The 18,651-nt window shown below is 65.6% G+C and carries 18 protein-coding genes and 2 pseudogenes; 11 read left to right on the plus strand and 9 right to left on the minus strand.

The window, feature by feature from the left end; all coding sequences use genetic code 11:
- A pseudogene (locus MU521_RS07410) lies at window positions 1–387 on the minus strand (IS630 family transposase); the annotation flags it as partial.
- A gap of 53 nt (window positions 388–440) precedes the next feature.
- Here MU521_RS07410 and MU521_RS21435 point away from each other — a divergent pair.
- The 3 genes from MU521_RS21435 to MU521_RS07420 all read left to right on the plus strand — a co-directional run bounded on the left by MU521_RS21435 (window position 441) and on the right by MU521_RS07420 (window position 1,418).
- Window positions 441–578 carry a DUF7554 family protein gene (locus MU521_RS21435; RefSeq protein WP_432613032.1) on the plus strand — a complete coding sequence of 46 codons (138 nt, stop codon included), beginning with the start codon at window positions 441–443 and terminating at the stop codon, window positions 576–578.
- A 62-nt stretch (window positions 579–640) separates the two neighbouring features.
- Entirely contained in the window at window positions 641–856 is a 216-nt protein-coding gene (locus tag MU521_RS07415) for a hypothetical protein (protein WP_092690755.1), read from the plus strand.
- 52 nt (window positions 857–908) lie between these two features.
- Entirely contained in the window at window positions 909–1,418 is a 510-nt protein-coding gene (locus tag MU521_RS07420; protein ID WP_092690752.1) for a 2'-5' RNA ligase family protein, read from the plus strand.
- A 2-nt stretch (window positions 1,419–1,420) separates the two neighbouring features.
- Here the strand turns inward: MU521_RS07420 and MU521_RS07425 are convergent, their stop codons facing one another.
- A complete protein-coding gene (locus MU521_RS07425) occupies window positions 1,421–3,625 on the minus strand; it encodes an ATP-dependent DNA helicase (RefSeq protein WP_092690749.1) in 2,205 nt (734 codons plus the stop codon).
- Window positions 3,626–3,703: 78 nt separating this feature from the next.
- On the opposite strand from MU521_RS07425, the gene MU521_RS07430 reads away from it, so the two are divergent.
- Window positions 3,704–4,936 carry a hypothetical protein gene (locus MU521_RS07430; RefSeq protein WP_092690747.1) on the plus strand — a complete coding sequence of 411 codons (1,233 nt, stop codon included), beginning with the start codon at window positions 3,704–3,706 and terminating at the stop codon, window positions 4,934–4,936.
- Between the two features lies 1 nt (window position 4,937).
- Here the strand turns inward: MU521_RS07430 and MU521_RS07435 are convergent, their stop codons facing one another.
- The gene (locus MU521_RS07435) at window positions 4,938–5,894 is read right to left on the minus strand and encodes a cation diffusion facilitator family transporter (protein WP_092690744.1); all 957 of its coding nucleotides are present in this window, start codon (window positions 5,892–5,894) and stop codon (window positions 4,938–4,940) included.
- Window positions 5,895–6,000: 106 nt separating this feature from the next.
- Between MU521_RS07435 and MU521_RS07440 the strand changes: the two genes are divergently transcribed.
- Window positions 6,001–6,504 carry a metallophosphoesterase gene (locus MU521_RS07440; protein ID WP_092690741.1) on the plus strand — a complete coding sequence of 168 codons (504 nt, stop codon included), beginning with the start codon at window positions 6,001–6,003 and terminating at the stop codon, window positions 6,502–6,504.
- Between the two features lie 210 nt (window positions 6,505–6,714).
- On the opposite strand, the gene MU521_RS07445 is transcribed toward MU521_RS07440, so the two are convergent.
- Window positions 6,715–7,554: an ArsR/SmtB family transcription factor gene (locus MU521_RS07445; protein WP_092690738.1), complete on the minus strand. Its 840-nt coding sequence runs from the start codon at window positions 7,552–7,554 to the stop codon at window positions 6,715–6,717.
- 105 nt (window positions 7,555–7,659) lie between these two features.
- Here MU521_RS07445 and MU521_RS21440 point away from each other — a divergent pair, with 105 nt between their 5' ends.
- The 3 genes and pseudogenes from MU521_RS21440 to MU521_RS07455 all read left to right on the plus strand — a co-directional run.
- Entirely contained in the window at window positions 7,660–7,788 is a 129-nt protein-coding gene (locus tag MU521_RS21440; RefSeq protein WP_281187032.1) for a DUF7859 family protein, read from the plus strand.
- 121 nt (window positions 7,789–7,909) lie between these two features.
- Entirely contained in the window at window positions 7,910–9,010 is a 1,101-nt protein-coding gene (locus MU521_RS07450) for an aminopeptidase (RefSeq protein ID WP_092690736.1), read from the plus strand.
- A 215-nt stretch (window positions 9,011–9,225) separates the two neighbouring features.
- A pseudogene (locus MU521_RS07455) lies at window positions 9,226–9,806 on the plus strand (transposase domain-containing protein); the annotation flags it as partial.
- A 1,091-nt stretch (window positions 9,807–10,897) separates the two neighbouring features.
- Here MU521_RS07455 and MU521_RS07460 read toward each other — a convergent pair.
- Complete coding sequence (locus MU521_RS07460; protein ID WP_092690733.1) at window positions 10,898–11,566, minus strand: nucleotidyltransferase family protein; 669 nt, start codon at window positions 11,564–11,566, stop codon at window positions 10,898–10,900.
- Window positions 11,567–11,860: 294 nt separating this feature from the next.
- Here MU521_RS07460 and MU521_RS07465 point away from each other — a divergent pair, with 294 nt between their 5' ends.
- Both MU521_RS07465 and MU521_RS07470 read left to right on the plus strand, forming a co-directional pair.
- Complete coding sequence (locus MU521_RS07465) at window positions 11,861–12,745, plus strand: FAD binding domain-containing protein (protein ID WP_092690731.1); 885 nt, start codon at window positions 11,861–11,863, stop codon at window positions 12,743–12,745.
- Between the two features lie 115 nt (window positions 12,746–12,860).
- Window positions 12,861–14,039, plus strand: a complete 1,179-nt coding sequence (locus MU521_RS07470; protein ID WP_092690804.1) for an XdhC family protein — start codon at window positions 12,861–12,863, stop codon at window positions 14,037–14,039.
- Window position 14,040: 1 nt separating this feature from the next.
- Here the strand turns inward: MU521_RS07470 and MU521_RS07475 are convergent, their stop codons facing one another.
- Window positions 14,041–14,895 (minus strand): hypothetical protein, encoded by an 855-nt coding sequence (locus MU521_RS07475; RefSeq protein WP_092690730.1) that lies wholly within the window; start codon window positions 14,893–14,895, stop codon window positions 14,041–14,043.
- Between the two features lie 267 nt (window positions 14,896–15,162).
- Between MU521_RS07475 and MU521_RS07480 the strand changes: the two genes are divergently transcribed.
- The gene (locus MU521_RS07480; RefSeq protein ID WP_092690802.1) at window positions 15,163–16,581 is read left to right on the plus strand and encodes an amidohydrolase family protein; all 1,419 of its coding nucleotides are present in this window, start codon (window positions 15,163–15,165) and stop codon (window positions 16,579–16,581) included.
- Window positions 16,582–16,614: 33 nt separating this feature from the next.
- On the opposite strand, the gene MU521_RS07485 is transcribed toward MU521_RS07480, so the two are convergent.
- The 3 genes from MU521_RS07485 to MU521_RS07495 are packed head-to-tail and all read right to left on the minus strand — an operon-like array spanning window position 16,615 to window position 18,439.
- Window positions 16,615–16,956 carry a hypothetical protein gene (locus tag MU521_RS07485; protein ID WP_092690727.1) on the minus strand — a complete coding sequence of 114 codons (342 nt, stop codon included), beginning with the start codon at window positions 16,954–16,956 and terminating at the stop codon, window positions 16,615–16,617.
- Between the two features lie 7 nt (window positions 16,957–16,963).
- Complete coding sequence (locus MU521_RS07490; protein WP_092690724.1) at window positions 16,964–17,350, minus strand: Rieske (2Fe-2S) protein; 387 nt, start codon at window positions 17,348–17,350, stop codon at window positions 16,964–16,966.
- 3 nt (window positions 17,351–17,353) lie between these two features.
- On the minus strand, window positions 17,354–18,439 hold the full coding sequence (locus MU521_RS07495; protein WP_092690721.1) for an amidohydrolase family protein: 1,086 nt from the start codon (window positions 18,437–18,439) through the stop codon (window positions 17,354–17,356).
- Window positions 18,440–18,651 lie beyond the last annotated feature (212 nt).

Consider the following 18,651-nt stretch of genomic DNA (forward strand, 5'->3'; position numbering starts at 1 on the left):
CTCAACGCCGAATTCCTCAGAAAGATAGTGACGCGCCAATGGAACAGACCACGCGGGCGCGTCGTATCCGACTTCTTCGGGTGACTCGTGAAGAGCCTCGACGAACTGCTCGTGTTCTTTCTCAGAAAGTTCGGACGGCCTGCCGTCTCGTGGTTTGTCATAGACAACCTCCTCGAACGGCTCGTCGGCGAGCCGTTCGAGTCGGGTGAACCACTTTGAGGCCCAACTACTGGAAAATCCGTAGAGGTCGGCAGCATCTGTTTGCGTCAGATCGTCAATCTCCTTGTAGGTGATCGCAACCATGATCCGCTTTGTTGCGTCGGCTTCATCGACCTCCGCCAAGATCTGGCGGAGGTCTTCGACAGAGACGTTCTCCAGCCTCGCCATACCTCTTCTCGTGGCTGGAGTTCCATGAAGTTTTAGCCCTCAGTATCAAGATCGTGCTGGTGCTGGTGATCGTCCTGCTCGTCGTCGAAGTCGTCGAGGAACTGGTCGGCTTCGTCGTCGGCCTCGCCGGCCCCGTCCTCGCGCTGGTGGTCGTCGCCCTCATCGTCCTCTACTTCCTCGACCGCATCTGACGACCGCGCCTGTCGCCTGTCGAACCATGGGATTTAAGCTGAAACCGGTAGATATCACCGATATGGGCGAGGGGCAAGTTACGACGGCCAGCGAGGGCCGTGTTACGGCGACGAAGGTCAGAAACCTCTTTATCTTCCTGGGGTTGGGGTTACTCCAGTTGATGGTCATCTTCGAGGGGCTGGCCAGCTACTGGGGAATCGTGGTTCCGCTGTTTCCGCTGTTGCTGGTTCTGCTGGGGTTCGTCTCGGCAGGACTGTTGTTCATCGCGAACTTCTGAGCGGTCGGGACCAGCAGTCCTTTGACCGCCAGGGCCGTGGTTGGAGACACGCGTGTACAGTCTGAACGTTCCGGTCCCATCGTCCGTCGCCGCCCTCGCGGGCGAGCTCGCGACGGAACTGCCGACCGCACACACCCGCGACCGGGGCCGCCACACGCTGGGTGTCAAGCGACTCGGCGGCGACGGCCCGAGCGAGTACGCCCGCCTCGAAGCCCGCACTCGGGAAGCGCTCGCCGGCACCGCCCCGTTCGACGCCCGGATCACCGGGATCGAGATCTTCGAGGAGGCCCCCGTCGGCAGTTCCCCCGTCGTCTACCTGGCCGTCGAGAGCGAGGGCCTCCACGCGCTCCACGACCACCTCTGTACGGTATTCGATCCCGTCGACGACATCGAAGGCGACGGCTACAGTCCCCACGTCACAATCGCCCGCGGCGGTGATCCGGCCGCCGCCGAGCAACTGCAGGCCCGGGAGATCGACCCCATCGAGTGGACCGTCGACGAACTCATTTTCTGGGACTCGGAGCGCATCACGCAGGTCAGCGGCGTCTCGCTGCCGGCCTGAGCCTACGGTTTCGGCGGCGCCCCGTCCCAGGCGTCCATGTCGCCGTAGAAATTCAACATCGCGAACTTCAGCTTCTCGGAGCCGATGTCGATCATCTCCGCCCGCTCCTCCGGCGGGAACGTCTCCCGGACCGTGTAGTTGCCCAGTTCCTGCTCGCCGACCTTCGTGTAGCGTTTGTCCACCAACACGCGCGCCCCGAAGTCCTCGGGCGAGCGCACCACCCGTCCCAGGGCCTGCCGGGTCTTGCGAACGGTCGGAATCTCGACGGCGTAGGCCCAGCCCGCGTCCTCCGTGCCCATCCACTCGCCGCCGCCGCCGTCGCCGAACGTCTCGTCGTAGGCCTCCTGGACGGCGTCCATCCGGTCGTCCAGGTGTGGGTAGGGCACGCCCACGACGACGACCGTCCGGGCGTCGCCGTCGTCGAAGCTCACGCCCTCCGTGAGCGTACCCCACAGCGAGGTAAAGAGGACGCCGTTCTCGCTGTCGGTGAACGCCTCGCGGAGTTCTTTCGCGCTGGTCGCGGGCTCGTCCAGGAACCACTCGGCGTCGGCCTGGACCCGGTCGTGGTAGCGCTCGGCCTCGCTGTAACTCGGGAAGAAGGCGAGCGTGTTGCCGGGCGTGAACCTGATCGCGTCCTCGAGCACGTCCGTCACGGTGGCCTGCACCGCGGGGTCGTCGCGCTCGCTGGAAAAGAGTGCGGGCGCTTCGACGGCGTAGGTGCGGCGGCGCTCCTCGGGGAACTGCGCGCCGTAGGCCATCGTCTCGGGGTCGTCGAGCCCCAGCACGTCCTCGGTGACCTCGAAGGGGCGGAGGGTCGCGCTCATCAGGACGCTGGCGTGGAGTTCGTCGAACAGCGACCGCGTGACCTCCTGGGGGATACACCGGTAGAGTTCCGCCCGGCCGTACACGTCGCCGCTTTGCTCGTCCCGGCGGACGCTCACGACCGGGTAGTGCCCCTGCTCGGTCCCCTCGTCCATCCAGGCCGTGACGAACTGCACAGTTTGGAGGGTCTGACAGTCCTGGCGGGTGCTGGCCTCGCCGTTCTTGTAGGCCTCCTCGTACTTCTCGTCGAGGGCGCGACCGAACTTGAGCGCGGCCTGGAGGTCCACGTCGTAGCCCGGCCCGGTGTAGGCCTGCAGGAAGTTGATCGTCAGGTCGTCGCGACCGTCCTCGCTGGCGACGGTGAGGTCCTCCCAGTTCTCCTCGATCCGTTCGCGTTCGCCAAAGCCCAGCGCGTCGTCGTAGGTCTCGATCAGCGCCGACCGGAACGCCCGGACGACGTTCTGTGCGGCCTCGGCCTGGGGATCGTCCTGTTCGGCGAGTTCGTCCAGCGCGCCGTCCAGCGTGGTCTCCGTCAGCGTCCGGGTCGCGTGGTCCCGGGCCGCGTCCTCGACGTTGTGGGCCTCGTCGAAGACCGTGATCACGTCCTCCGGATCGCGCCCGAGCCACCGGAAGAAGTGTTCGCGGATGCCCGGATCGAGCAGGTGGTGGTAGTTACAGACCACCAGATCGACGCCCTCCATCCCCTCCTTGAGGAGTTCGTAGCCACAGAAGCCCTCCATCTCGGCGTACTCGTAGATGTCGTCTGGCTCGCGGACGTCCGCGAACAGCCACTCGTAGAAGGCGTCGGTGTCGGCGGTGAGATTCCGGTAGTAGTAGTCGCAGGTGTTCCCGTTCTCCCGGAGGTCCTCGAGGTCCTCCTCGACGGCCTCCAGTTCCTCCAGCACCGCCCCGCGGGCCTCGGCGGCCTCCTCGCTGCCGGCCTGCCCCTCCTCCAGCAGCGTCTCCTCGCGCTCGTTCAGTTCGGCCAGGTCCCGTTCCTTCTCGACGATCTCGCGGGTGGTGTCACGCAGGGCCTGACACTCCTCGTAGCCCACGTCGATGTGGCACATCGACCCCTTCCCGCGGAAGACGACCGCCCGGATCGGCTCCTGCTCGGTGATGGCGCGGGCCTCCCGGACGAACTGGCGCATCTGCTGGTGGACGTTGGTCGTGATGACGACGGTCTTGTCTTCCTCGCGGGCGTACTCCAGGGCCGGCACCAGCGCGGCCAGCGTCTTGCCCGTCCCGGTCGCGCCCTCGAAGAGGACATCCGAGCCCTCGCCCAGCGCGTCGTGGATGCGGGCCATCGCGTCGCGCTGGTGGTCGTAGGGCTCCTCGTAGGGGAAAAAGCGCAGGTAGCCGGCCTCGTCTCCGTCGGTCGACACACTCTCCCCTTGTTCGCTCCCGGACAAAAAGTCTCGGCGTCCACAGCACTGATTTTCCCGTGCTCGTTGTGACAGTCTATGGACCGGAGACTGCTGGCCGCGTGCTGTCTGGCGCTGGTCGCGCTGGCGGGCTGTTCCGGCGGCGCTGGCGGTCCGACGCCGACGGTCGACGACGCGACCCCGACGACGACACCCACGGCCGGTGAGGGCGAACCGAACGAGACGACGGGTCTGGGCCTCTCGGTCGGCGCGGAGATCGAGGCGTCCGCACTGGTGGCAGCCCACGAGACCGCGCTGGCCAACGAGAGCTACGTGTTCCGGTCCGGATTCGGCCTCCCCGGCGGCGGACGCGAGCGCGCGTCGACGGTCGTCAGGGCCGAGGAGGGATTGTTCGAGGTCGAACGCTTCCAGTATCACCCACTCCGCGGCGAGGCCGTGGCGCTGTACGCTCGCGAGGGGCGCGAATACGTCCGGTTCGAGGACGGGCCGGTGACGAAGACGGTCGCCCAGCCCAACCGGACCGCGGTGCCGACGGGGCGGCAGGCGCTGGTCGGCGTCGAATCGCTGACGGTCACCGACACGATCCAGCGGGACGGCGAGCGGCGGTACGTCCTCACCGCCGGACTCGACTACGAGAGCGCGGACCGGGCGCTCCCCTATCGCCGGGCAGTCGTGGACGAGCGTGGCCTGATCCACAACTACACGAGCGGGGAGTACGTCCCGCCCGAGAGCGAGCGGCCGACCGTGGGGCTTCTCGTCTCGCGCTGGTTCGACCTCTCGAACGTCGAGGCGACGACGGTCGCCGAACCCAGCTGGCTGACCGACCTCCGGACGACCGATTCGGCCGGGCCGGTGACGACCGTCGTGGACCACGCCGACCTCGACACGCGCTTTCGCGTGACGGGCACCGACGTGGAGGCGAGCGTCGAACGACTCCGCAACGACGCGGTGCTCGGGAGCGACCACGTCGACGAGTCGCGGGCGTCGCCGCTGATCGACCTGGATATCGAGGGGCAGGTCACGAACGCGACCGTCAGGGTCGGCTACGACCCCGCCGCGCTTCCCGGCGGGGCCGAGGAAGGGGGCCTCGCCGTGTTCGTCTACAACGAGTCGCTCCAGACGTACCTGCCGCTGAACACCTCGCTGGACGCGGACGCGAACGTGGCCGTCGCCAGCCGCGGGCCGCCGGTCAGGTACAGCTCCGGCGGCGGGCCGGAACAGACACTCCAGCCGACCCTCTCCGATCCGACGGCCGGCCGGCTCGTCGTCGCGGTGATGCACACGGAGACGTGGTACTCGGCGTTCCGGTAGCTCAGTCGACCGGTTCGACGTAGATCCGGTTGGCGTGGGGTTCGGCCTCGCGGATGGCGGCCTCGATGTCGTCGATCACGTCGGGGCGCACGTCGGCGGTGAGGTCGTCGGCGAAGGCCACCTCGGTCGCGACCATCACCTCGCCCGGGCCGAAGTACACGGTGCGGAAGTCGACGAGTTCGTCGACGCCGTCCCAGCCGGCGATGAGGGTCCGTAGTTCCTGCTCGTCGTCGGCGGGCATGCTCTCGCCGAGCAGGAGCCGTTTGTTCTCCCAGGCCAGCGCGATGGCAAAGCCCATCAGCATGAGGCCGATGAGCAGCGCCGAGGCCGCGTCGAAGACCGAGTTCCCGGTCGCCCGCGAGAGGTAGATGCCAAAGAGTGCGATGCCCGCGCCCGCGAGCGCGATGAAGTCCTCGGTGAACGCCGTGAGGGTGGTCACGTCGGAAGTCTTCCGGAACGCCTCGCGGTAGCCGCTCCAGCCGTGGACGTCGATCTGACGTTTGAGTTCCTTGCGGGCCTTGTAGAACGCCCAGGTCTCGAAGACGATGGCCCCGATCAGGACGGCGTAGTTGACGTAGACGGGCGGGAAGGTGAGCGTGATGTCCGTGAACGGGATCGTCGGCTGGCGGGCCGCTTCGTGAGTGCCGTGTACCAGGGCGTCGTAGCCGTGCTTGGCCGACTCCCAGCCCGCGATGCCGAAGAGCAGGACGGAGACGAGGAAGCTGTAGAAAAACTGGGCCTTCCCGTAGCCGAACGGGTGGCGTCGGTCGGCGTCCTGCGCGCCGTAGCGGATGCCGATCAGCAGGAACACCTGGTTGCCCGTGTCGGAGATCGAGTGATACGTCTCGGAGAGCATCGCCGGACTGAGCGTCAGCAGATACCCGAAGAATTTCAGGATCGCGATGGCCCCGTTGGCGATCAACGCCGCGATGACGACCCCCTTGCTGTTGCCTGCCATTACGGAGTGGCTCCCCCGGCAGACGCAAAGCTGTTCTGGAACCGAGCAGTTCGGCCGTCCACCGCGATCCGTCGGAGGTTTACACGGCCCCGTCGTACGCGCGGGCATGCTCGCCGTCGTCTCCGACACGCACGGCCGCGATGGCCACCGGTTGGACGGCCGAACCCGCGAGGCCGTCCGCGAGGCCGACGCCGTGGTCCACGCGGGCGACTTCATGACGGAATCGGTACTGAACGCGTTTCAGGCCGAGGCCGACCGGTTCTACGGCGTCGTCGGCAACAACGACCGCCCCGCAGTCAAGGACCGCCTGCCAGCCCGGCGCGTCGTCGACCACGAGGGACTCCGACTGGTCGTCGTCCACGGCCACGAACACACGGACACCGCCCTCTCGCTTTTGGGCCGGCAAGAAGCCGCCGACCTCGTTGTCTTCGGCCACTCCCACCGGCCCGGCGTCCACGAGGGCGACGGCGTGACGCTGCTGAATCCCGGCAGTCACGCCCAGCCCCGGCGGTACCGACCGGCCCACGCGGAACTGGAGACCGACGGCGACGCGGTCGAGGGCCGACTGGTCGACCCGGACGGCACCGTCTTCGAGGAGTTTACGGTCTGAAAAGGCGGACGCGCCCGAAACGAGTCCGGAGGGCTTCGGAGACGAGTCGGAGACGAGTCAGGTCTCGTGGGGAGGGCCGAAGCGAGCGGGCGCACCCCACACTACAGACCCTATTTAAAAGTAGCCAGCGAAAGGTCAAACGGCCGTTTTAGCTACGGGCGAAACGAGGGAGGGGGGTCGGGTCACCCACCGACCGGCGACGGGGCGCGATCAGTCCGTGAGGTACCAGACGCCCGCGACGACGGCCAGCGCGGTCACGCCGCCGACGAAGAAGAGCAACCCCGGCGGGAGCGAGAGCGCGCCGGCCACGGCGTCGCCCGCCCCCGAAGCCGCCGTCTCGGTCGCCGTTCGCGCGGCTTCGGTGGCGGTATCGAAGGTCCCACCGTCGGTGGCCTCGGGCCTGGCTGTCTCCGGTTGTGTCGGCGCGGGTGCCTCGGTGGCGTTCTGACTGCCCACGTCGGCGGCCTCCATGCCACCGCCGTCGCTGTCGGTCGAGCGGTAGCTCTCCGCTCCGGGTGTCCCCGTCGCAGTCACGGTGTCGTTACCGGCGGGCGGTGCGGCCCCCGATTCGGAACCGGCGGAGTCCCGGTTCCCGGTCGGGGTCAGGAAGCCACCGTCGCCGACGGCCGCCTGGATCGCGAGGCTGGCGATCCCGAGGATCCCGAGACTGCCCAGAAAGCGCGACAGGGCACTCCGGAGCGTGGACTTGTCGTCGTCGCCGCCGGCCATGATGACCAGCGGGCGGTCGGCGGGGGCGTAGACGTTCATCTCGCGGCCCTTCTCCGAGTAGATCGTGTCGATCACCTCGATGGCACCGGCGTCCTCCAGCTTGTTGAGGTGGTACTGGACGTTCTGGAGGGAGGTGTCGACCCGGTCGGCGAGGGCGGCGGGCGGGGCGGGGTCGTCGTGGAGTTCCGACAGGACCGAGCGGGCCGTCTCGGAGGTCAGCGCCGAGAGTACGTCGTCGGCGTCCTCTGAATCGACGCCGATGACGCGCGGCTCGGCCTCCTCGGCCGCGGACGTGTCGGGTTCGGAGGGCAACAGCGACATCGTTCGCCGGCTATGATAGCAATCGGCATCAACTTTGTTACGTCGCTCCGGCTTCGAGCCGGCCCGAGGAAAAGGACTTTGCCCTCGCGTGGGCTACCTCGCCACATGGCCGATCTCGTACTCTGGGGGATGGTCGCCGTCATGCTGGGCTTCGTCTTCCTCGTGTACCTCTTTTTCCGCCGGACCGCCACGGCACTCAAAGAAGGGATGAACGAAGGGAAAGGGAAGCGGTAGCCGCGGGACGATCGGTCTCCGAAGCGCTCGCTTCGCTCACCGTTCGCATCTTCGAGACCCTCCCGGCGGCCGAGTCTCGCCATCCGAAAACGATTACCGCCAACCGGCCCTCCCCCGTGACATGGACCCACGCATCCGCGAACACGCGCAGGTGCTCGCAGACGCCATCGACCTGGACACCGGCGACAACCTCGTCATCAAGGCCGAACCGGCCGCCGACGACCTGGTCGTCGCGCTCTACGAACTCGCCGGCGACCGCGGTGCCCACCCCGTCACGCTCCGGACCAACCGGAGCGGCCGCGCCATCCGTGGCTACCTCCGCTCGGCCGATCAGGCGGGCGTCGAGTTCGAGACTCCTGGCCACGAGCAGGCGCTGGTCGAGGAAGCCGACTGCCACGTCGTCATCCGCGCCAACGAGAACGTCACCGAGATGGACGACGTTGACAGCGACACCACCGCCGCGTACCAGCAGGCCCACAGCCCCATCCTGAACGAACGGCTCTCCGACCGCTGGACGCTCACCCAGCACCCCACGCCCGCCAACGCCCAGCTGGCCGAGATGTCCACCGAGGCCTACGAGAACTTCGTCTACGATGCCATCCTGAAAGACTGGGACGAACAGGAGCAGTTCCAGTCGACCATGGTCGAGATCCTCGAAGACGGCCGGCAGGTCCGCATCGTCTCGGGCGAGACGACCGACGTGACCATGTCCGTCGCGGGCAACCACGCCCTCAACGACACGAACGTCCACAACATCCCGGGCGGCGAGGTGTTCACCGCGCCCGTCCCCGACTCCGTGGAAGGCGAAGTCCTGTTCGACAAACCGGTCTACCAGAACGGCCGCGAGGTCCTCGGGGCGCGTCTGGTCTTCGAGGACGGCGAGGTCGTCGAGTACGACGCCGAGAAGAACGGCGACGTGCTGGAATCCATCCTCGAAACCGATCCCGGGGCGAAACGGCTGGGCGAACTCGGCATCGGCATGAACCGCGACATCGACCGGTTCACCTACAACATGCTGTTCGACGAGAAGATGGGCGACACCGTCCACATGGCCGTGGGCCGGGCCTACAAGGAGACCGTCGGCGACGACAACGAACAGAACCAGAGCGCCCAGCACGTCGATATGATCGTGGATATGAGCGAGGACTCACGGATCGAAGTCGACGGCGAGGTCGTGCAGAAAGACGGCGTCTTCCGGTTCGAAGACGGGTTCGAAGGATAGGGCGATTGCGGTTGCGGAGACACCGGCACTGTGTACCGGACACGAACGAAGTACGCGTCCGGCCTTTGTTATCGAAGTTTTTCCAGGGGTGGTCGCCGTTGGCGACCCGACCGAAAAGTTCGGTGGAGTTGAGCGGCCGTGGTAAGTCAGGAGTGAGGCGGTCGTCGGTTCGGATGCCTGTGGCCGAGTGAGACCGCCTCGGCGAGTCTACCGAGTTGATCGGCTCGGAGTTCGTGGGGCGCGAGCCGACACCCGAGCAATTGAAGTGGGTATTCGGCTCCAGCTTGCCGAACTGTCACTCTCATATACTAAATGGTTTCTTGATGAGTCGGGTGTCGATCGAAGTCGCACTGCCGTTCACGACTGGGTTCAGAGGGCCGATCTACAGCCAGCCAGCGACGGAGCTCCGAATCAGATCGCGGTCGACGGGACCGTGATTCAGGTCGACGACGAACGACACTGGCTGTACGCCGTCGATCCCGAGACCGATGAATTCCTCCGCTTGCGGCCGTTTTAGACCAGAATCACGCCACTCACCGTGCTGTGTCTCCGTGAACTCCGCGGGAAACAGCAGGTCGAGCAGGTAACCTTACTCGTCGATAACGCCCACCACCGCAGAGCCACGCTGGAGCGACTCGGGCGCCGATCTCGGACACCGCGTCACGGAAATCGGAGTACTATCGAACGTGACTTTCGTGAGGTAAAACACCGAACGTCTTCGTTTTCGAATACGTTCGACACCGTGGAGCCACCGACGGCAGAATCGTGGCTCCAGAGCTTCGGGGTCTGGTGGAATCGATACCAGAGTTGCCACGACGATGAGTTCACCAGCAGTGCGAGCACGGACGGAGTCGGAGACCAGTACGCGAACACGTCTTGAAACCGCAATCCAGCATCTTGCTGGTATTCCGCCTGCGGTGGAAGCCCCGGCGTTCACGCCGGGCGAGGCTGTCACCCTGATCGGAGAGACCAGCGCGAACAATACGACCGCCAGATCTACCAGGACTGCGATAGGGCGATTCCGGAGTCCCATGCCTGCTGTGGGCTCTGTACCCGGAAAGCGGGTGAGACGACGGATCGCCCGTGGGCCCAGGCCGGAAACACCGAGACTGCGAGTGACCGGGAGACTCCTGAATGGACGTTCGGCCGGGTCGTCTTTGCGGTCCTGGCGGCATCGACGCGCTGCGATGCGCTCGCGCTCGGCGCCTCGGCGTTCACCCTCGCCGATGCTGCTGCACCGATCGGTGACACGAACGCTCGCCACGCCGAAGTGAAGCCGGTGGCCGACTCCGAGAGTTCGTCGGCGCGGCACTCACGGCTGGCTGGGGCGATGTCGTCGAGGTCGCGCCCTCTCGACAGCGATGGTGGAGAGTGACTCTTCGAGGCGGCTGTCGGGCGGACGGTCCAGGACTCGGGAGCGAACACCCACCTCTATCTGACCGAGGGAGTCCCGCTCGTGACTCGGGACGACGTCGACACGCTCGAGGGGGCAGATCGCAGACGGTGATGAGTAGTACTGGCTCGTGCCGGGCACTGTTCGCCGGTACAAGCGATCCCCGAGACCGACCCAGAGATCCTCCACTGTCGGCAGTGTGAGGGAGATGGTCATCGATACACCGGGCAGTCGACGTTGGGGGAGAGCGCGGACGACCGGTGTGGGTCTGTGCGGAGTGCGATACGCCCCGGTTCGGGCACGAATCCGGCGACTGCAAGCCGAATGAGGTCATCGAACACCTCGTCGACTGCTTACAGAACGGCCGAACGGCTCCCCTCGATGGAAGATATCGAGGAACCCAACCCGAGGGTGAGCGACACGGCTACGGTAAGCAATATCTGGACCCACCGGTCTGGAACGAAGAGCAGGAATTGGCCCGCTGAACTGTTCGTTCAACCATCGCTCCTTTCGCACATATCTTCGAGTTGTTGGGGCGTATCGACGTCGACGAGAACGCCGGGATCATCAGTTTCGACGAGCGCGGAATCGTCGTTCGTGAGGAGGATCTGGCGGCCGCCGACGTCGCCGGTCACGTTCGACAGTGCGGAAAAGTGCGTGGCATCGAACAGTACGGGATTACCGCGTTTGCCTGCATTCGCGACAGCCAGCGCGTCACCGACGCCGTGGTGGTACGCCGCGACGAGATCGTTCACACTTTCGACGGCGACTCGCGGCATGTCTCCCAGTGCGAAGAGTACGGCATCGGCGTCGCGCTCACGGGCCGCTTCGACGCCCTGTTCGACCGACGTGTCCTGTCCCGCCGCGTATCGTTCGTTCCGGACCACGGCGTCGGCAGGACCGCCGACCGCCTCTTGGACGTTTTCGGCGTCGTAGCCGACGACGACGAGGGTAGTGTCGACCTCGGAGCGGTCGATAGTCGCCGCCGCCTGGTGGACGATCGGCGCGCCCTCCCACTCGGTGAGGAGTTTATTTTTGCTCCCGTACCGAGAGCTGGTCCCCGCCGCGAGGACGACGCCGACGACGGTTCCCGTATCACGGATACCCGGACTGCCACCGTCCTCGAATGGCGGGTCGACGACCGGGAGATTCCCCCGAGTCATCGATTCTCGGTCGTAGGGAAGACGAGATCGTTCGACGTACTCCCGGGGCTGTCGATATAACGGGGACAGTAGTCCGGCGACACAGTGAACCATCACGCAGACCACGGTCATAACAGGTCGGTTCACTTGTGCTGAGACACGACGTGGCACGAGCTGCCACACAGACGACAAACGCGTGTTTCAGCGTGGTAGTGGTGTGTTTGACGAAGGTTTGATCATAATCGACAGCGATCGGACGGATATGTCAGACGGAGACCGCCCAGACAGGGGCGTAGCGAACGGGGCGGATGCGTGATGCACCCCGGGACGTTCGAGTACCTGAGTGCCGAGAGCGTCGACCACGCACTGGACCTGCTGGCGGACCACCCGGACGCCGAGATGCTTGCGGGTGGACAGAGCCTCTTGCCGGCGATCACGAACGATGAGGCCGATCCCGATGTCGTCGTCGACATCGGCGAGATCGATGCCATTCGTGGTGTCGAGGTGCGAAATGACGTCGTCGAGATCGGTGCGGCGACCACGTACGCGGAGTTGCAAGACGCGGAGCGACTCCGAAACGACGCCGCGGCTCTAGCGGAGGCGGTCAGTGTAATCGGGGACGAACAGGTTCGCAACCGGGGAACGATCGGTGGCAACCTCGCGCACCCGGTGCGGGTGTCCGACCTATCGGCAGCGGTCATCGCCAGTGACGCGACCATCGTCACGAAGGGGCCCCACAGTGAGCGGCGGATCACCGCTGCGGAATTTTTCGCGCCGAACCCTGCGACCGACCTCGCCGCCGACGAACTTCTCACGTCGGTCGACGTGCCGATCTCGACCGTGAACACGGGCGGCGCGTACGTGAAACAGCAGAGCGTGACCATGCGGTACAGCCTGCTCGGCGTCGCGGCGCGGCTGACCGTCGAAGGGGGACAGGTTTCGACGGTCCGTGTCGCGGCCAACGGCGTGACAGAGCGCGGTGTCGGCCTCGAACCCGTCGAGGACGCCCTCCGTGGCGAGCGACTCGGAGCGGACACCGTCGAAACCGCGGCGAGTCGGGCCCTCGACGGCATCGGCACCGAGGCACTGATCGACGACGACCAGGCGTCGGCGGCGTATCGCGCGGACCTGCTCCCGACGTATACCGAGCAGGCGCTCGAACGCGCCGCCGAGCGTGCCGGCGTCGACGTTTCGGCATGAGCCGAGACGGCAGCGCCAGTGTGGCTACGAAGACCGCCGGAGCGAGTCGACGTCCAACAGTCTGTCGTGTCCCACGAGCAACGGCACCGGAACGTGGAAACGCGAGGTGGGTAGCGTGACTGACGGCGGCTGGAGCGCTCCCGAGACCGACGTGATCGCGAACGTCGGCGAGGCGATCGACGGGGGCGGCGCCGTCCTCGCGACGGTGGTCGCCGTCGAGGGGAGTGCCTATCGCCGACCCGGGGCGAAGATGGTTATCGGGGATGGTGACGGGGTAGGTGCCGTCACCGCCGGTTGTCTGGAGGACGAAATCGTCGCGCTGGCAGAGCAGGTACTCGCGCGGGGACAGCCACAGGTCGAACGGTTCGACCTGACCGACGGCGGCGACGTCTGGGGGCTCGGCGTCGGCTGTAACGGCGTGATCGACGTCCTGCTCGAACCGCTTACGGGGAGTTACCGCCCAGTGGTCGAGGCGTACGAGCGCGGTGAGGACACCGTCGTCCTGACCGTCATCGACGGCGACGGGACGCCGGTCGAGTGTGGTGATCGAACCGTTATGTTCCCCGCGGAGTCGCGAACCGACGGCCTGTATCTCCAAGACCTCGACTGGCCCGACGAGTTGCTGGCTGCGCTCGAAGGCCCCACGAACCGACTGCTGGCGGCGGACGCCTCCGACACCGTCTCCCTGCGGTGCGAAGGCGGCGACGTCGATGTCTTCGTCGACAGCGTGACTGCACCGCCCGAACTGGTCGTCTTCGGCAGTGGCCGCGACATCGCTCCAGTCGCGCGATCGGCAGCACAGGTAGGGTTCCGAGTGACGGTCGTCACGTTCCGCGGGGCGGCCGCGACGGAAGCCCGATTCCCGGCCGCCGACCGTGTGGTTTCCACGTCGCCCGCCGATCTCCGGAACGTCGTCTCGTTCGACGCTGATACTTACGCAGTCTTGATGACCCACAACTTCGTCGACGACCGTATCGCGCTCACGGAGTTGCTCGAAACAGCGACGGAGTACATCGGCCTGCTCGGACCACGGAAGCGGTTCGAGGAACTGCGAACCGCACTGACCGAAGACGGCTACCGCCTCACTGACGAGGAACTGGACCGGGTGTACACCCCGGTCGGACTCGATCTCGGTGGCGACACGCCGTTTCACGTCGCACAGAGTATCGTCGCCGAAGTCACCGCAGCCCACCACGAGCGGTCACCGAAACACCTGACAGAGCGTGCGGGCCCGATCCACGCCCGCTCGCCGGTCAGCGCCGAGTCGGACGAGACCAAGTCACGGTGGGACTGATCTAGCGCAGCTGTTCCGATCCGTTACCGTGTCCATCGATCGCCGGTGCAGACTGGACTTCCAGCAGCAGGCTCCGGGTCACGATGAGATCGACGATCGTACTACTGTCCATAATCTCCGGTTCGACCTCGGCGGGATCGGTGTCGGGAGCGTATCGCTTGACCTCGAAGGAGTTGAGCGCGTTCCGGTTCCCAGTGACCGGTTCGACGACGTCGATGTACTCGTCGGTCATCGTGTTCCGGTACGTGTTCCCCGCCTCGAACCCCACCGCCGGGACGTCGGTCGGCCACTCCCAGGTGAACTCCCGCGTGTACTGCCCGAACTGCCAGACGAGCTGTTCGATCCCGACCCCCTCGTCCGTGGCGTCTTCCGCACGGTTCCGGAGCGTCCGGTCCCAGTAGTCGACGACACAGGCCTTCATGTCCGCCTGGAGCCCGTCCTCGACGAGTTTCCGTTCGAGTGGGTAGCCGATGTCGATGGAGACGATGGCGTGTTGATCGAGGTTGCTGAGACAGTGGGGACAGTCCATCTCGAGCACGGAGACGTTCATCTCACCGTCCACGTTCATGTGTGCGATCTCCATCGCGCAGTTCGGACACCAGAGGAACAACACGCCGTTGTCCGGCACCGACAGTTCGTCCACGACCGCCATCTCGTCGATCGCCCTGTCCGCCGGCCGGTCTCGATCGATCGATGACGCCTCTCCAGCGGGCTCGGCACTCTCGCCCGCGAACTTCGCGAGTTCCCGGTCTTTCAACAGCGACTTGATGACGGAATCGTGTGACGAGTGGGACTCGGCGTCCCGGATCTCGTTGATTTTCTCTTTCGTCCAATCTCGGACGCGTATCGTCGCCATTTAGTAGGATTACCGGCCCATGTGGCATACATCTTTCCCATATTTTGGCCCGAAAGAGTCTGAATGTGTGAAAGTGGAGAGGGAGAGCGGAAGGGCGAGGACAGCGGTCACCGTCGGGCCTGTTCGACACACGTGTGCCGCCGCTTTTGCCCCAGAGTCTTTATTTGATGGCCGGGGCAACCGCCGACTCGGGACGGCCCTGTCGCCCCCGAGATAGCGGTGTTCGCGCCCGAGGTCCGGACGAGCGACAGTCGAACCCCTCAGACCATGACCGACCTACTCATAACGAACGGCGTCGTCGTCACGCAGAACGTGGACAGACAGCTCGTCCCCGACGGCGCGGTCGCCGTGACGGACGACCGCGTCTCGGCCGTCGGGCCGGCGGAGCGTCTCGAAGCAGAGACGGCTCCCGATCGCGTGATCGACGCCGAGGGCGGCGCGATCGTTCCAGGACTGATCAATGCGCACACGCACGTCTCGGACATCTTGCTCCGGGGGTCGTTCGACCAGGATCGAGGACTGTACGACTGGCTGTTCAACGTGAAGCAGGCCGCGCTGTTCGAGATGGACCCCGACGACTACGCGACGGCGGCCCGACTCTACTGTGTCGAGGCGATCCGCTCCGGGACGACGACGTTCGTCGAGAACGATACCGCTCTGAATTGGGACGACCTCGAACCGACACGGCGGAAACTCGCCGTCTACGACGAGATGGGCGTCAGGAACATCTACGGCGCCGGGATCAGGGACCTGCCCGTCGACGAGGGATTCCAGCGCATGTTCGACGAGATCACCGCCCGTGACGCCGGCTCGACCCATCCGGGCCCGGACGCGCTCGTGGTCGACACGGACGCGGCCCTGGACGACGTCGAATCGCTGATCGAGACCCACCACGCGCCCGAGGACGGACAGTCGGTCTGGCCGGCACCCGCGACACTGGCGACGACGACGCCGGAAGCCCTGCGCGGGTCCTACCGTCTGGCCGAGGAGTACGACGTGATGACGACCGCACACGTGGCGGAAGCAGACGCCGAAGTGAGCGAGCGGGGCGCCCTCTCGAGCATCGAGTACCTCCGCAACGTCGGGTACCTGGGGGAGCGAGCGCTCCTCGGTCACTGCGTCCAGACAGACGAACGTGACGTGCGACTACTGGCACAGACGAACACCCCGGTCGTCCACAACTTCCGTGCGAACATGCGAATCGCGACCGGATTCGCGCCGGTCACGTCGATGCTCGCGCGAGACGTGACCGTCGGGATCGGCACCGACAACTCGATCCTGAACGACACGATCAACCCGCTGTCCGACGCGGGCGCCGTCGCGACCGCACACAAGGGCTACCATCGCGATTCGGGTGTCGTCTCGGCGCAGCAGGCGTTCGACATGGTGACGCGTGACGCCGCCGCGGCGATCGGCCGGGCCGACGACCTCGGATCGATCGAAGTGGGTAAACAGGCCGACATCGCGGTCGTCGACCTCGACAGACCACACCTCACGCCCTCGCCCGATCCCGTCCACGCGCTCGTCTACGGTGCCAGCGGCGCGGAGGTCGAGACGGTGCTCTGTGGCGGCACCGTCCTCCTCGAGGGTCGGGAGCTACTGACCCTGGACGGGTCACTCCGGGCGTTCCTGGCGGACGCGACGGCTACCGCAGAAAACCTCGTCGACAGAGCGGACATCGCCTGAGCCGAGTCTCTGTCGCCACGACCGACGACCGGTTTACTCGTCGTGGACGGCGCTCCGGATCAGATCGCGGAACTCGTCGGGTTCGATCTCGTACACGGTGTAGCCGTCACGACTCCGGTAGCGACCGACGGTCCCGACGGGACGACCGTCGACCAGGACCGTCCAGTCGTCGCCGACGTCGGCGTTCTTACACCGGAGCGTGATCGTCACACCGAAGCGCCGCTCGAGTTCGGCTTCGACGGTGTGCTTGAGCGTCCCGTCCTCGAACCGCGGCGGCTGGTACGGGACGAGATCGTGGGCCTCGAAGTGATCGACCGCCCGCTGCCACCACTTCGGTCTCGACTCGTCGTCGCTCTCCGGGTCGGTCTGGGTCATCCGCACCTCACCAGCGGACGTACACTTCTCCGTCCCGGACGAGGACGTCGTAGGTCGGTTGGCTGTACTCCGGTCGCGAGAGGTGTTCGCCGGTCTCGACGTCGAACTCCCAGCCGTGCCAGGGACAGCGCACGACCTGTGTCCCCTCCTCGTAACACAGTTTCCCGTCGTCGTCCTGGCCGAGCGTGCCAGTGACGGGTCCTTCACAGAGGGGGCCGCCCTGGTGGACACAGAAGTTGCTGATGGCGAAATAGCCGTCCTCGGTATGGTAGACCGCTATTTCGATCCCGTCGACTTCGGCGAGGATCGACTCACCCCTCTCCAGTTCCGCTTCGGAGCCGACGTGGTGTGCGTTCTGGGGGAGGTCGCTCTCCCCGGAGTCGGAGCGGGACATGGGTCAGTAGTCGAGGACCTCCAGCGCAGTACTGCCGTAGATGTTCTCGATCTGTGCCGGCTCGAATCCGCTCCGGAGCGCCTTGTACAGCGCGTTCGAGTTGTCGAAATCCGAATGCGGGTAGTCCGAGGCGAACATCACGTTGTCGGGACCGATCCACTCGATTATCTGCTGAACGTACTCCGGATCCTCGGCCCCTTCGATCGGCTGTGTCGTGAAGTAGAAACTCTGGTCGACGTACTCACTCGGCGGCCGTTTGAGGTACGGTGCGTCCTCGCGACGGGCGGAGTAGTAGTAATCGAGTCTGCGCATCAGGTAGGGAATCCAGCCGAGTCCGGACTCCTGAATCACGAAGTCGAGGTCGGGGTACCGTTCCGGGACGCCGCTCACGATCAGCCGTGCCAGGTGGAGCATCTGCCCCATCGGATGGCCGACGGCCCGTGCCTCCAGGAACGTGTTGATGCCCTCGAACTGGCCTGGGAACACGTGCTGGAGCGACAGGACGGAGTTGTGGATCAATAGCGGCAGCCCGGCCGCTTCGAGGGCCTCGTAGACCGGATCGAACCGCGGGTGGCCCAGCGGGTTCCGGAAGCCCGGCGGGCCCAGCATGACACCGACGATCTCGTCGGTATCCTGCCACTTCTCGATCTCCGCGACCGCGCGCTGGGGGTCTCGGAGACAGATCCGGATCGTCCCGTACATCCCCTCTGCGCTGTCGAGGACCGTCTCGGTCACCCACTCGTTGTAGGCGCTGGCCAGTGCGACGGCGTACCGGTCGTGCGGGACCGTCACCAGGTTGAGGTTGAGACCCGGGTTCAACGTCGCGCGGTCGATTCCGAGCTCTTCCATGACCGCCTTGATCTCCGCCGGCGTGGCCGCGGCGTCGGGCCCGATGTCGCCGCCGACCCCGTCGAGGAAGAACTTGGTCATGTTGTAGTTGTTCGGCGCTTCGACGTCGGGCCGGGTCACCAGTCCCTGGAACGGCTCCTCCAGATACGGTACCACGTCTTCCTCGTTTTCCACCAGATGAAAGTCCAGATCGACGACGGTCTCGATATCGTCGAACGTCTTGACCGTTTGTGTGCTCATCGTATAGCGTTCGTTTCACCGATGCTGTACAAAAGCGTGCCGGAGGGCAAGATACCAAATCAAACATCCACATTTGATCGCAAAAAGCAAACACTCTCGCACTAATTCGCCACTCTGTAGCCTCCAGTTCCAACACCGATCTGTACCGGCTTCCACTGTCTCGTCACCGCACACACGTGGCACTCGCTCCCACCGCCGTCTGGGCAAGTGTT

Source organism: Halorientalis regularis (assembly GCF_023698535.1).
Lineage (GTDB): Archaea > Halobacteriota > Halobacteria > Halobacteriales > Haloarculaceae > Halorientalis > Halorientalis regularis.

What these genes read in the sequence shown, in the direction of transcription:
- MU521_RS07445 (WP_092690738.1), bottom strand. Translation starts at nt 7,554, where the DNA reads ATGTCGCTGTTGCCCTCCGAACCCGACACGTCCGCGGCCGAGGAGGCC.
- MU521_RS07490 (WP_092690724.1), bottom strand. Translation starts at nt 17,350, where the DNA reads ATGTCCCGCTCCGACTCCGGGGAGAGCGACCTCCCCCAGAACGCACAC.
- MU521_RS07440 (WP_092690741.1), top strand. Translation starts at nt 6,001, where the DNA reads ATGCTCGCCGTCGTCTCCGACACGCACGGCCGCGATGGCCACCGGTTG.
- MU521_RS21440 (WP_281187032.1), top strand. Translation starts at nt 7,660, where the DNA reads ATGGCCGATCTCGTACTCTGGGGGATGGTCGCCGTCATGCTGGGCTTC.
- MU521_RS07465 (WP_092690731.1), top strand. Translation starts at nt 11,861, where the DNA reads ATGCACCCCGGGACGTTCGAGTACCTGAGTGCCGAGAGCGTCGACCAC.
- MU521_RS07495 (WP_092690721.1), bottom strand. Translation starts at nt 18,439, where the DNA reads ATGAGCACACAAACGGTCAAGACGTTCGACGATATCGAGACCGTCGTC.
- MU521_RS07485 (WP_092690727.1), bottom strand. Translation starts at nt 16,956, where the DNA reads ATGACCCAGACCGACCCGGAGAGCGACGACGAGTCGAGACCGAAGTGG.
- MU521_RS07435 (WP_092690744.1), bottom strand. Translation starts at nt 5,894, where the DNA reads ATGGCAGGCAACAGCAAGGGGGTCGTCATCGCGGCGTTGATCGCCAAC.
- MU521_RS07475 (WP_092690730.1), bottom strand. Translation starts at nt 14,895, where the DNA reads ATGGCGACGATACGCGTCCGAGATTGGACGAAAGAGAAAATCAACGAG.
- MU521_RS07480 (WP_092690802.1), top strand. Translation starts at nt 15,163, where the DNA reads ATGACCGACCTACTCATAACGAACGGCGTCGTCGTCACGCAGAACGTG.
- MU521_RS07450 (WP_092690736.1), top strand. Translation starts at nt 7,910, where the DNA reads ATGGACCCACGCATCCGCGAACACGCGCAGGTGCTCGCAGACGCCATC.
- MU521_RS07430 (WP_092690747.1), top strand. Translation starts at nt 3,704, where the DNA reads ATGGACCGGAGACTGCTGGCCGCGTGCTGTCTGGCGCTGGTCGCGCTG.
- MU521_RS07415 (WP_092690755.1), top strand. Translation starts at nt 641, where the DNA reads ATGGGCGAGGGGCAAGTTACGACGGCCAGCGAGGGCCGTGTTACGGCG.
- MU521_RS07460 (WP_092690733.1), bottom strand. Translation starts at nt 11,566, where the DNA reads ATGACTCGGGGGAATCTCCCGGTCGTCGACCCGCCATTCGAGGACGGT.